Raw genomic sequence first — 11,726 nt, forward strand, 5'->3', positions numbered from 1 at the left:
CGCGATCGTAGAAGCCGCCGCCGACAGAATCAGCGCAGGTTCAGGCCGCCGTCGAGCAGGATCACTTCACCGGTCAGATAGGAGTTGTGGACAACTGCCGAAATCAGGTCGGCGACGTCCGCCGGCTGCGCCGCGCGGCCCATCGGGCTGGAGGTTTTCCACAGGTCCTGGGCCTCGGTCCACGACTCGGTGAGCGGTGTGTCGACGAGGCCTGGGGCGATCGCATTGACTCGGACGTCGGGCCCGAGAGCGGCAGCGAGCAACTTGGTCATGTGGTTCAGCGCGGCCTTCGATGCGGCGTACGCGACTGAGCTGCCCTTTGGGCGGACGCCGGCGTGACTGGTCACGTTGACGATGCAGCCGCCCGACTCCCGCAGTACAGGCAGGGCCGCAGTACAGAGCAGCCACGGGGCGATCAGGTTGACGTCGAGCAGGCGGCGCCAGTCGGTCGCGGTCAGGCCGTCGAGGTCCGCGTGCGGGACCGGCCAGCTGATCCCTGCGTTGTTCACGAGTACGTCGAGGCGCCCGTGCGCGGCGAGCACTTCGGGCACCAGCGCCTGCGCCGCCGCGTCGTCGGCGAGGTCAGCCTGGTGGTACGAACCGCCCAGCTCCGCGGCCAGCGCCTCCCCCGCGTCCCGGCTGGATCGCGAGTGCACCGCGACGGTCATCCCGTCCGCGGCGAACCGCCGTACCGTTGCCGCTCCGATGCCTGAGGCGGACCCCGTGACCAGGGCCACCTTCCGTCTCACGCGCCGTACCGCAGACCGTCGAGCAGCAGGTCGAGGAGACGGTCGGCCTGCTCCCGCCGACCGCTCGCGGCCAGGCCGACACCGCTCAGGCTTAGTAGTACGTCGTCAGCTGTCACGTCGGACCGCAGGTCACCGGACGCGGCGCCGGCGTCGAGGATCGGCTTGATCGCGCCGACCAGCAGGTCGCGACTGTGCGCGTACGGGTCGGCGCCGGAGGCGATCACGGCGCGCAGCGCGTCGGCCATGCCCAGCTTGCGGGCCATGTAGTCGATGAAGCGGTCCATCCAGGCCCGCAGTGCCTCCGCCGGCGGCAGCTCCGAGAGCAGTTCGGGCGCCGCGTCGCAGACGGACGCGAGCTCCTTGCGGTACGCCGCTTCGATCAGCGCCTCCCGCGTCGGGAAGTGCCGGTAGAGGGTGCCGATGCCGACGCCGGCGTCCTTCGCGATCCCTTCGAGGGTCGCCTCGAGGCCGCACTTCGTGAACGCCTGCGAGGCCGCGGTCAGGATCTGGCCGCGGTTGCGCTGAGCGTCCGCGCGCAGCGGTCGCTCGCTCGTGCTGCTCATGTCCCCTCCCCTCCCGGACCACCAAACCTAGCCGAACTTGAGAACCGGAGCCTCCTCCGGTTAACTGGATTTACCGGAGGCTCCTCCGGTTAAGCCTAGCTCGCAGAACAGGACAGACGCTGATGAGCAGATTCACCACCCCCTTCGGCTACGACTCCACCGCCGCCGAGGTGATCGCCGGAGTCGACCTGAGCGGCCGGCGCGCGGTCGTCACCGGCGGCGCGTCCGGGATCGGGGTCGAGACCGTCCGCGCCCTCGCCGCGGCAGGCGCCGAGGTGACGCTGGCCGTCCGGAACACCGCCGCCGGCGAGCGCGTCGCCGGTCAGATCATCGAGAGCACCGGCAACAACCACGTCTTCGTCGCGCCGATCGAGCTCGCCGACCGCGCCTCGGTGCGCGCGTTCGCCGAGAGCTGGAGCGGCCCCCTGCACATCCTGGTCAACAACGCCGGCGTAATGGCCGAGCCGCTGAACCGGACACCCGAGGGCTGGGAGCACCAGTTCGCGACCAACCACCTCGGCCACTTCGGACTCACCCTCGGCCTGTACGACGCACTCGCGGCCGCCGGTGACGCGCGCGTCGTGTCGGTCAGCTCGAGCGCGCACCTGCGCTCGGACGTGGACCTCGACGACCCACACTTCGAGAACCGTGAGTACGAACCGTGGGCGGCGTACGGACAGTCGAAGACCGCCAACATCTTGTTCGCGATCGAAGGGGCGAAGCGCTGGGCCTCGGACGGGATCGTGGTCAACGCACTGATGCCCGGCGGGATCCGGACCGCGCTCCAGCGATATGTACCGGAGGACGTGCAGCAGCAGTGGGACCAGTTCCGCTGGAAGACGGTCGAGCAGGGTGCCGCGACCTCGCTGCTGCTGGCCGCCTCGCCGCTCGTCCAGGGCGTGACGGGCAAGTACTTCGAGGACAACAACGAGGCGCTGCCCAACGTCCCGGGCGAGAACACCGGAGTCGCGCCGTACGCCCTGGATCCGGAGTCGGCCACTCGGTTGTGGGACCTGTCCGCGACGCTGCTCGCACAGGTGTGATCAGACACCGGCTCAGCTACGGTTCCCGCGGCTGGGCCGGTACTGTGACCACCCGTGAGTGACTTGAGCATTCGGACCATCTCGGCCGACGAGCACGCCGCCTACATCGCGGCGCAGCCGGCGGCGAGCTTCCTGCAGACCCCTGGGTGGGCGGCGGTGAAGAGTGAATGGAAGGCGGAGTCACTCGGCTGGTACGACCCGGCGAACCCGGCCGAACTGGTCGGCGTCGGCCTGGTGCTGTACCGGCAGATGCCGAGGGTGAAGCGGTACCTCGCCTACCTGCCGGAAGGTCCGGTGATCGACTGGGATGCGATCGACCTCGGCCGCTACCTGCGTCCGCTGGCCGCGCACCTGGCCGAGCGCGGCGCGTTCGGCATCCGGATGGGTCCGCCGGTCGCCACCCGGCGCTGGACCGCGAAGACCATCAAGGACGCGATCGCCGGCGGCCAGCAGCCGAAGCTCGGCGACGTCCGGCCGGACGTGATCGAGCCGTCCGGCGCGACCGTCACCGAGCAGCTGCGCAAACTCGGCTGGAAGGCGCCCCGGCTCGCGGAGGGGTTCGCGGCCGGACAACCGCAGTACGTCTTCCAGGTTCCGCTCGGCGGCCGCAGCTCGGACGACCTGCTGAAGGGCATGAACCAGCTGTGGCGGCGGAACATCAAGAAGGCCGACAAGGCCGGCGTCGAGGTGACGCAGGGCGGGCCGGAGGACATCAAGGCCTTCCACGCCCTGTACGTCGAGACCGCCCACCGCGACCACTTCACTCCCCGGCCGCTGCCGTACTTCGAGAAGATGTACGCCGCGATGGCGAACCAGCCGGCCGATTGCTGTGACTTCCGGATCTACAACGCCCACCACGAGGGCGACCTGGTCGCGTCGACGATCTGGGTCCGGGTCGGCGGTCATTCCTGGTACTCCTACGGGGCCAGCTCGACCGCCAAACGCGACGTGCGCGGATCGAACGCGGTCCAGTGGCGCATGATGTCGGACGCACTCGCGGCGGGTGCGTCCGTGTACGACCTACGGGGCATCACCGACACCTTGGACCCGAACGACCCGCACGTCGGGTTGATCCAGTTCAAGACCGGGACCGGCGGCGAGGCCGTCGAGTACGTCGGTGAGTGGGATCTGCCGTTGAACAAGGCGCTCTACACCGCATTCGACCTCTACATGAGACGGCGTTGACACCATGCCCCTAGTCCTGCACGTCGATTCCGATCGCTGGCGTGATCACCTGCGTTCCACGTGGAACCCCGACATCGTCCCGGTCGCCAAGGGCAACGGGTACGGGTTCGGCAACCAGCGCCTGCTCGCGGAATCCCGCGCGCTCGGCGCCCGGACGGTCGCGGTCGGCACGTACTTCGAGGTTCCCGCGGATCCCCGCGAGGACATCGTGGTGCTGTCGCCGTGGCGGCCGTTCCTCGAGGTGCCGCAGAGCCGGAACGTGATCCACACGGTCAGCCGGCTGGCCGACCTGGTGTCGATCCCGGCCGGCAGCCGGGTGCTGATCGAGGTGATGACCTCGATGCGCCGGCACGGCATCGGCGCCCGCGAACTGCGGCACACGATGCTGCTGAACGCGCTCGACCGGATCCGCTTCGAGGGCTGGTCGCTGCACTTCCCGATGGGCGCGGGCGGTACGTCGGCGAACCTCCGCGAGGCGCAGCAGCTGGCGAAGGCGGCCCTCGACGTACGGAAGAGCCCGCTGTGGGTGTCGCACGTCCCGGCGCAGAAGCTCGGTGACATCGGCGACGACGTGAAGCTCCGGATGGGCACCGGGCTGTGGCTCGGTGACCGCGGCGCGCTGTCCGTCCGAGCAACCGTTCTGGACGTGCACTCGGTACGGCGCGGCGAACGCGTCGGCTACCGGCAGCGCCGGGTCAGCGGCGACGGCCACATCCTGATCGTCTCCGGCGGTACGGCGCACGGCGTCGGACTGGAGGCCCCGACGGCGGCCGCGACCGTCCGGCAGCGCGCGATCGCGATGGCGAAGGGCAGCCTGGACGCGGCCGGGATGGCGTTGTCGCCGTTCAGCATCGACGGCAAGCAGCGCTGGTTCGCCGAGCCGCCGCACATGCAGGCGAGCATGCTGTTCCTGCCGTCCTCGGTGGCCCCGCCGGCGGTCGGCGACGAGGTCACGGTCGACGTCCGGTACACGACGACGGACTTCGACAAGGTGTCGATGGATTGACTTCAGGTCCACCTGAAGTTGCAGCGTGGACCGTATGAGCTTTCTGGAGCAGATCGAGGAACGTCCCGGGGCGGCGGAGTTGCGCGCTGCGTCGTACCGGGTGCTGGGGCTGAAACGCGGTGCGAGCTGCGTCGATGTGGCGTGCGGCGCGGGGCACGCGGTGGCGGAGTTGGCCAAGAAGGGCCTGAAGGTGACCGGGGTGGACGCCGATCCCGAAGCGGTCGAGGCCGCGCGTCGGCGGGCGCCTAGTGCAATGTTTCACGTGGCACATTCCGACGACCTGCCCCTCGAGGACGAGTCGATGGACGGGTACCGCGCGCTGCGGCTCTTCCACCTGCTCGAGGACCCGGCGCCGACGATCGCCGAGGCCCATCGGGTACTCCGTCCCGGCGGACGGATCGCGGTGGGCGGACAGGACTACGGTTTCCTGTTGATCGACAGCTCCGACCAGGACCTGACGGACGTGATCTGCCTCGGCCTCGAGTCGCGCACGGTTTCGCCGCGCGCTACCCGAATGCTGCGCGACCTGCTCCTCGACGCGGGATTCCACGACGTCAAGGTCACCGTCCACACGGAGGCCGTCACCGACCACAAGCAGCTGGCGCCGCAGCTCAAATCAGCCGCCGCAGCGGCAGTCGAGAAAGCGCTGATCACCCAGGAAGACGCCGACAGTTGGCTCGCGGAGCAGTCCCGCCGCGGCCGCCGCGACCGTTTCCTGGCCGTATTACCGACGCTGCTCGTTGGAGCCCACCGCTGAACGGTGGGCTCCAACGCCAGGCTCACTGCTTGAGGTGACCCTTCCAGCGGACGGTCGGGAGGAGGGCGGCCGGGTCGACGCGGTCCTTGTTGGCCGACACGATGTCGAACATCGACTCGATCAGGGTCTCCGACAGCAGGTGCGGCTGGAGACCGAGCCCGACCAGGCCGGTGTGTTTGACGTTGTAATAGTGCTCAGCCTGCTCGACCCGCGGATTCTCCAAGTGCTCGACCTGGACCGGGCCGGGGAAGCACTCAGCGACCAGATCGGCGAGCTGCGACACCGAGTAGCTCTCGGTCATCTGGTTGAAGACCCGGAACTCACCGGCGTCCGCCGGGTTCTCCACCGCGAGCCGGATGCACTCCACGGTGTCCCGGATGTCGAGGAAGCCTCGCGTCTGACCGCCGGCGCCGTACACCGTCAGCGGCTCGCCGAGCACGGCCTGGATGCAGAACCGGTTGAGCACGGTGCCGAACACGGCGTCGTAGTCGAACCGCGTCGCCAGCCGGGCGTCCCGCACGGTCTGGTCGGTCTGCTGCCCGTACACCACGCCCTGGTTGAGGTCGGTGACGCGCATTCCCCAGATCCGGCAGCCGAACTCGAGGTTGTGCGAGTCGTGCACCTTGCTGAGGTGGTAGAACGAGCCGGGCTTCTTCGGGTAGAGCATCCGGTCCTTGCGCCCGTTGTGCTCGACCTCCAGCCAGCCTTCCTCGATGTCGATGTTCGGCGTGCCGTACTCGCCCATCGTGCCGAGCTTCACCAGGTGGATGTCCGGGTTCGTCTCGGCGATGGCGTACATCAGGTTCAGCGTGCCGACCACGTTGTTGTGCTGCGTGTACACAGCGTGTTCGCGGTCGATCATCGAGTACGGTGCGGCGCGCTGCTCGGCGAAGTGCACGATCGCGTCCGGCTGGAACTCACGCAGTACCCGGTAGACGAAGTCGGCGTCGAGCAGATCACCGGTGTACGCCGGGATCTCCTGACCGGAGACCTCCTTCCAGGCCGCCACCCGGGCATCGAGATCCTCGATCGGGACCAGGCTCTGGACGCCCAGCTCACGGTCGTAACCGCGGCGGGCCATGTTGTCGAGCACGGCCGTGTGGTGGCCGCGGTCGGAGAGGTGCAGGGCTGTCGGCCACCCTAAGTAGCCGTCACCGCCCAGGACGAGTACGCGCACGGCTCGGCCGCCTTCCGTCGGGGAAAGTCGTCACAGTCCTTCCTATCCCGAGTACCCGCTCCAGTAACGTGACCGGCCCCACCTATTCGCTGGTAATCGGCTGAGAATCTTCGGCGGACTGCCGTCCATCGGTGCGGGGGTGCAGAATAGGCCCCGATGCGTGCTCTCACCAAGGTCAAGCCCACTCGTGCCCGATTGTCGCTCTGGGCGAAGTACTCGGCGTCCTCCGTGGTCGCCACCGTGGTGAGTCAGTTGGCGTTCGCTCTCTGTTACTGGTTCGGTACGGCGGCCCTCGTCGCGACCCTGGTCGCCTGGCTGGCCGGCGCGGTCCCGAACTACGTCCTGAACCGCCGGTGGACCTGGGGCCGGAGCGGTCAGAAGCTGCCGTACACGCTGATCGTGATCGGTTCGGCCGTGACCGCCGCGCTCGTCACCTCGCTGACCGACCACTTGGTGCGGGGCCTCGACTCCCACGTCTGGAAGACACTCTGGGTGACCGGCTCGTACTTCGCGACCTATGCGCTGCTGTTCATCGTGAAGTTCGTACTGTTCGATCGGCTGGTTTTCGCCAAGCCCGAGACCGCTTCTTCCGAGCCCGGCCCAGCGCGTACTCCCGTAGCCACGTAGTCGTCATCACCCGCCCGTAGTTGGCGCCGTACACGACGCCCGGGCCCTTCTTGCTGCTCCCGTCACCGCGGCGGCGCATCGTCATCGGCAGCTCGACGACGCGTGCGCCGAGCGCCAGCGCACCGAGCAGCAGCTCCGACGACTGGTACTGCGGTTCACGCAGCGTGACCGCGGTCGCCAGCTCGGCCCGCATCGCGCGGAACCCGAACGACGTGTCGGTGAGCTTCCGCCGGGTCAGGACCGACGCGAGGACCGCGAACACCCGGACGCCGACCCAGCGCAGCCGGCTGTCCGCGTCCTCGGCCCCGAGCCGCCGCGACCCGGTGACGAAGTCGGCCCGGTCGAGCAGGATCGGCTCCATCAGCGTCTCGAGCTCGTCGTTGTCGTACTGCCCATCCGCGTCGGTCGTGACGACGTACTCCGCTCCGCCCGCGGCCGCCAGGTGGTACCCGAGCCGGAGCGCCGCGCCCTGACCACGGTTGCTCGGAGCAACGCAGACGGAGGCCCCGCGCTCGCGAGCGATCTCAGCGGTGTTGTCGGTGGCGCCGTCGACCACGACCAGGACATCGACCGGCAGGCCGGCACACGTCCGAGGCATGTTGGTCAGCACCGGACCGATCCCGCCGGCCTCGTTGTACGCCGCGATGACGACGACCACCGGCGCGAACTCGTGCTCGCCGAAGTCCTTCGCCGCTTCGGAATCCACGGCATCCGGGTAGTCCGCCATCGCAGGCCGGGCCTGGTCCTTGCCGAGGATCGCGCGGAGACCGATCGCACCTGCGAGTGGGAAGAAGACCAGTCCCGGCAGTTGGTAGCGCCAGGAGAACTCAAACGCTGCTGAGCCGAGCAGAAGGAGCACGCCGGCCGCTGCGGGGAACAGTGCAGCCGAGCGGAGACGTGACTGCTTTGCGCGCCCCAGCCCAGCGACTGCGGCCAGTGCGATCAGCACACACAGACCGAGGAACGTGCCAGACGTGTAGCCGCCGTGTAGCTGGTAGCCGCGCAGGATGACCGCAGGTCCGTGGGAGACCTGCGGCTCGGACCCTCCCCATTTGACTGCCGCTTTCGCGGTGTTGGGGTCCTTGAGGTTCGGATAGGTCAGTTGGAACTGCCAACGACCCAGCGGTACGTCGTCGGGTGAGCTGGTGCGTGTCGGGGCGAAACCCTTCGCGAAGTCCTTCAGAGCAGCCCATGTCACGTCGAGCGGCTGGTGCGTGATGACGAGATGCGCGAACTCGGTGGCCAGCTGACGCTTCGTCGTACCGGGTGGCAGCGGGCCTGGCCAGTTCGGGTCGCCGTAGTGGTTGTGGGCGTAGTTGTCGACGCCGAGGCGCTGGCCGAGCGGCTCCTTCGGGCAGAACAGTCTGGTGCCCTCGTTGAGCGGGAGGGTCTCGCAGTTCGCGACCGTCGCGGTCCGCCCGTACAGGATCTGGTTCTCGGCACCCGTGAAACCCCAGCGGCCCGTGTCAGCGCGGTAGTAGCCGGCGTACGCGACGAAGACGACAGCGAAGCCCGCCACGGCGGCAGCGGTACGGCGTACCACGTCCATGCGGCGCTTGCGCCAGGCGTTGCCGACGACAACCAGGTAGAGGACCACCGGGATCAGGAGCACCAGGCCGATCGCGCGGACCGCGAACGCGGCGCCGACGAGCAGACCGACGAAGGCCGCGCGACGCCAGCCCGGCACGCCCTTGGCGAGCAGCAGCCAGAGGATCGCCACCAGGATCACGTCGAACGTGGTCTCGGCCATGATGTTCTGCTCGATCTGCACCTGGTAGGCGTCGAGCAGGATCGGCGCGGCGGCGACCGCGGCCAGCCAGCGGTAGACGGTGAGTCTGCGGGCCAGTGCGTAGATCACGACGCCGAGCAGGAGTCCGACGACGTGCTGGACGATGACGACGAAGGTGAGGCCGCCGATCCAGACCAGTGGGCCGAGCACGAAGTCGTACCCGATCGGGTTCAGCTGATCGGGGCTCAGCTTGCCCATGTTCGTCAGGTACTGGATGGAGTCGGTGTAGACGATCGCCGGGCGGTACGCGACGGTTGCGAGGACTCGCAGAAAGATGCCCGCCACCAGGAAGATGGCGAGCAACCAGTGCTTCCTCAGTGTTGCTTTGAGTCTCACTGCTGTTGGAAGTACTGCCACGTCCGCGCCAGGCCGTCCTCCAACGAGACCGCCGGCTGGTAGCCGAGATCGTTGGTGATGTCCACGACCACCGCCGGCATCTCACCGGCCGGTGCTTCGACGTGCTCGGCCGGCACCGGACAGTCCGTCACCTTGCGAACCGTCTCGATCATCTCGAGCACACTGATCGAGCGGCCGGACCCGATGATCGCGCGACCGTCGTACCGGTTGTCGAGCGCGAGCAAGATCCCGCTCACCACGTCGTCGATGAAGACCAGGTCGCGCCGCTGTTCGCCGTCGCCGTACACCCGGACGCCGGTCCCGCTCAGCGCGGCCCGCATCATCCGCGGTACGAAGCTGTCCTTGTGCGACATGCCCGGCCCGTACACGTTCGTGAACCGCAGCGCGGCAGTCGCGAGGCCGTAGCTTCCCGAGTACGCCGAGAGCAGCATCTCGCACGCCGCCTTCGTCGCGCCGTACGGCGTCAACGGGCGCAGCGGCAGGTCCGCGGTGATGGTCGACGTACCCACATCACCCACGACCGCGTTGGTCGAGGCGAGCACGAACCGGTCCACGCCGCTTCCGCGCGACAACTCCAGCAGCACCTGAGTGATCGTCACGTTCTGCGCGAACGTCTGCATCGGCGCATCCACCGACCGCAGTACCGACGTCAACGCCGCGAGGTGCACCACGCTGGTCGGCCGCGTCTCGAACGCCGCCACACAGGTCTCCTGCTCTGCAAGATCCCCCGTCACCACGTGCACCCCGTCGTCCCACGAAGAATCCGGCGGCTCCCGATCCACCGCAGTCACCGCCACCCCCCGCCCCCGCAAGGCAGCCACCACACCCCGCCCAATAAACCCCGAGGCCCCAGTGACCAACACACGCTCGTCCATGCCCCTCAACCTACCCACACCCATCCACCCGCGACCACGCCTCCACCGCACCGACGACCGCCCGCACACACCTCGTCACTCAGCGCCCGTACCATCCGGAGCCGGCACCGCCTCCTCCGGATAAAGCTCATGCCACAACCAAGCCAGGAACTCGTCGTCGCTGTCCCACTCGTCGTACTCCGCCGCCGTGATGATCGCCTTCGGGTGCAGACCTTCCCGATCACCCCTCAACAGCCGGCTCAGTTCGTCCTTGAAGGTGGCCATGCCGGCGTCTGCCGGATCGCCCAGCCTCGCCCGGCTGAGCAGGAACTCGAAGTTGTCGTGGTGGATCTCGGGACTGTAGTACTTCTCCAAGTACCTCAGCAGCGTCCCGAACGGCACGGACTTGTCGTCGAGCCAATACCTCTCGATCAACGGCATATCTCTCGTCCTCCTAGTTCTCAGGTGCCGGTGGCTCAACGAACAGGGTGCCGATCTCGTAACCCTTGTCATTGGGCTTGAAGCGAATTACGGCGTGACCGCCCTCGAACGACTCGATGCGCTCGGACCGTGGCTCAGGGATATTGCTGAGGTCCCCGCCCTGCGCGTGGGCCTGGAGCCATTCCTTGCGGCTCTGCATCGCCTCAGGACCACCTTCCAGCCGATAACCCGAGCAGAACTTGTGGCCGTCAGGTCCAAGAAGCTCTGCAATGGGAACCTTGACTGTGTCCGGCGGCTCGATGGTCGATCCGAGCGGCGTGGCCAAGGCAGATTGCACTTCCGGGAGCTCCACCGCAGCAGCAAATGCCGCGGCAAATGCCGTTGCGTCGTGGATCCGAGTGGCCTCCCAACTACAGCGGTGCATCTTGTTCGGCTTCAGCCCATCGACACCAGCTTCACGCTTGACGGTATCCGTTTGGGCGGGATCTTGGAGACGAGCGACTCGGTCGGCGTAGAGCTGATCGTCGCCCATTGGGCCGTGGCGGATGTGGGCGTGGCCGGAGCCTTGGTCGATGGCGGAGAAGATGCGTTGGACGGCCGGCGAGGCATCGGTTGCGGGTTCGAGCCACGGATGATCGTCTTTGTTCTTGGCGATGTACTCCTCGGCGCCCTCGTACTCGAGACCGCGTCTGGTGTCGGGGTCCATCGAGTCGACGGCGTCCGTGTCGAGCGATTGAGCGGACTCCGGCAGCGGACCGGGTGGCAATCCGGCCTCAGACGTATCCCACCGCTTGTCCAGCTCGGCCAGCCGGGCTGCGACGTCGGGTTCGGCAACTGACTCGGGCTCGTCGGCGCCGTCGGGGAGCTGAGCAACATCTGGCTCATCGGTTCCGGCAGTCTCAGTGTCGCCAGCTTCAACAGTCACAGCTTCTGCCTCGCCCGAAGGTGCGGTGGGCGGGTCGACTCGGGGGTGCGATGGCTCGTCTGTCGCTGGTGTCGTCTGCTGAGCGTCGACGACTGGTTCCGGTTCCTGCTTACTGACGTACTGGAGACGGGACAGCGTGTCGTCGTGGTGCATGTGGGCGCGGAGCTCGGGCGGGTACGACGCGAACGGATCTTCCTGCTCTACACGGGAGTCAGCCGTTCGATCAGTCGATGAGGAGTTCGACTCCACTGCT

General features: G+C 67.9%; 13 protein-coding genes. 6 read left to right on the forward strand and 7 right to left on the reverse strand.

What is annotated here, in order from left to right; genetic code table 11:
• Positions 1 to 29: 29 nt before the first annotated feature.
• Both ACWGID_RS11095 and ACWGID_RS11100 read right to left on the reverse strand, forming a co-directional pair.
• The gene (locus tag ACWGID_RS11095) at positions 30 to 749 is read right to left on the reverse strand and encodes an SDR family NAD(P)-dependent oxidoreductase (protein ID WP_452196266.1); all 720 of its coding nucleotides are present in this window, start codon (positions 747 to 749) and stop codon (positions 30 to 32) included.
• Entirely contained in the window at positions 746 to 1,312 is a 567-nt protein-coding gene (locus ACWGID_RS11100; protein ID WP_452196267.1) for a TetR/AcrR family transcriptional regulator, read from the reverse strand. Before ACWGID_RS11100 ends, ACWGID_RS11095 begins: the two co-directional genes overlap by 4 nt.
• Before the next feature lie 122 nt (positions 1,313 to 1,434).
• Between ACWGID_RS11100 and ACWGID_RS11105 the strand changes: the two genes are divergently transcribed.
• From ACWGID_RS11105 to ACWGID_RS11120, 4 genes are read left to right on the forward strand one after another with little or no spacing between them, the layout of a single operon-like run.
• Entirely contained in the window at positions 1,435 to 2,355 is a 921-nt protein-coding gene (locus tag ACWGID_RS11105; RefSeq protein WP_452196268.1) for an SDR family NAD(P)-dependent oxidoreductase, read from the forward strand.
• 54 nt (positions 2,356 to 2,409) lie between these two features.
• The gene (locus tag ACWGID_RS11110) at positions 2,410 to 3,540 is read left to right on the forward strand and encodes a lipid II:glycine glycyltransferase FemX (RefSeq protein WP_452196269.1); all 1,131 of its coding nucleotides are present in this window, start codon (positions 2,410 to 2,412) and stop codon (positions 3,538 to 3,540) included.
• A 4-nt stretch (positions 3,541 to 3,544) separates the two neighbouring features.
• A complete protein-coding gene (locus ACWGID_RS11115) occupies positions 3,545 to 4,546 on the forward strand; it encodes an alanine racemase (protein WP_452196270.1) in 1,002 nt (333 codons plus the stop codon).
• A gap of 34 nt (positions 4,547 to 4,580) precedes the next feature.
• Positions 4,581 to 5,303 (forward strand): methyltransferase domain-containing protein, encoded by a 723-nt coding sequence (locus ACWGID_RS11120; protein WP_452196271.1) that lies wholly within the window; start codon positions 4,581 to 4,583, stop codon positions 5,301 to 5,303.
• A gap of 22 nt (positions 5,304 to 5,325) precedes the next feature.
• Here ACWGID_RS11120 and ACWGID_RS11125 read toward each other — a convergent pair whose 3' ends face one another.
• A complete protein-coding gene (locus ACWGID_RS11125; protein WP_452196272.1) occupies positions 5,326 to 6,480 on the reverse strand; it encodes an NAD-dependent epimerase/dehydratase family protein in 1,155 nt (384 codons plus the stop codon).
• A gap of 156 nt (positions 6,481 to 6,636) precedes the next feature.
• Between ACWGID_RS11125 and ACWGID_RS11130 the strand changes: the two genes are divergently transcribed.
• Positions 6,637 to 7,107, forward strand: a complete 471-nt coding sequence (locus tag ACWGID_RS11130; RefSeq protein ID WP_452196273.1) for a GtrA family protein — start codon at positions 6,637 to 6,639, stop codon at positions 7,105 to 7,107.
• Here ACWGID_RS11130 and ACWGID_RS11135 read toward each other — a convergent pair.
• Genes ACWGID_RS11135 through ACWGID_RS11150 form a run of 4 tightly spaced genes read right to left on the reverse strand, consistent with a single transcriptional unit; the run spans position 7,010 to position 11,473 of the window.
• Positions 7,010 to 9,199: a glycosyltransferase gene (locus ACWGID_RS11135; RefSeq protein ID WP_452196274.1), complete on the reverse strand. Its 2,190-nt coding sequence runs from the start codon at positions 9,197 to 9,199 to the stop codon at positions 7,010 to 7,012. The two genes, ACWGID_RS11130 and ACWGID_RS11135, sit on opposite strands and share 98 nt — an antisense overlap.
• A 29-nt stretch (positions 9,200 to 9,228) precedes the next feature.
• The gene (locus ACWGID_RS11140; RefSeq protein ID WP_452196275.1) at positions 9,229 to 10,152 is read right to left on the reverse strand and encodes an NAD-dependent epimerase/dehydratase family protein; all 924 of its coding nucleotides are present in this window, start codon (positions 10,150 to 10,152) and stop codon (positions 9,229 to 9,231) included.
• 51 nt (positions 10,153 to 10,203) lie between these two features.
• Positions 10,204 to 10,548 carry a hypothetical protein gene (locus ACWGID_RS11145; protein ID WP_452196276.1) on the reverse strand — a complete coding sequence of 115 codons (345 nt, stop codon included), beginning with the start codon at positions 10,546 to 10,548 and terminating at the stop codon, positions 10,204 to 10,206.
• Positions 10,549 to 10,561: 13 nt separating this feature from the next.
• Entirely contained in the window at positions 10,562 to 11,473 is a 912-nt protein-coding gene (locus ACWGID_RS11150) for a hypothetical protein (RefSeq protein ID WP_452196277.1), read from the reverse strand.
• A gap of 45 nt (positions 11,474 to 11,518) precedes the next feature.
• Between ACWGID_RS11150 and ACWGID_RS11155 the strand changes: the two genes are divergently transcribed.
• A complete protein-coding gene (locus tag ACWGID_RS11155; protein ID WP_452196278.1) occupies positions 11,519 to 11,707 on the forward strand; it encodes a hypothetical protein in 189 nt (62 codons plus the stop codon).
• Positions 11,708 to 11,726: the final 19 nt, after the last annotated feature.

The sequence above is a fragment of the Kribbella sp. NPDC054772 genome (assembly GCF_053611945.1).

What these genes read in the sequence shown, in the direction of transcription:
- ACWGID_RS11100 (WP_452196267.1), bottom strand. Translation starts at nt 1,312, where the DNA reads ATGAGCAGCACGAGCGAGCGACCGCTGCGCGCGGACGCTCAGCGCAAC.
- ACWGID_RS11105 (WP_452196268.1), top strand. Translation starts at nt 1,435, where the DNA reads ATGAGCAGATTCACCACCCCCTTCGGCTACGACTCCACCGCCGCCGAG.
- ACWGID_RS11115 (WP_452196270.1), top strand. Translation starts at nt 3,545, where the DNA reads ATGCCCCTAGTCCTGCACGTCGATTCCGATCGCTGGCGTGATCACCTG.
- ACWGID_RS11120 (WP_452196271.1), top strand. Translation starts at nt 4,581, where the DNA reads ATGAGCTTTCTGGAGCAGATCGAGGAACGTCCCGGGGCGGCGGAGTTG.
- ACWGID_RS11130 (WP_452196273.1), top strand. Translation starts at nt 6,637, where the DNA reads ATGCGTGCTCTCACCAAGGTCAAGCCCACTCGTGCCCGATTGTCGCTC.
- ACWGID_RS11140 (WP_452196275.1), bottom strand. Translation starts at nt 10,152, where the DNA reads ATGGGTGTGGGTAGGTTGAGGGGCATGGACGAGCGTGTGTTGGTCACT.
- ACWGID_RS11145 (WP_452196276.1), bottom strand. Translation starts at nt 10,548, where the DNA reads ATGCCGTTGATCGAGAGGTATTGGCTCGACGACAAGTCCGTGCCGTTC.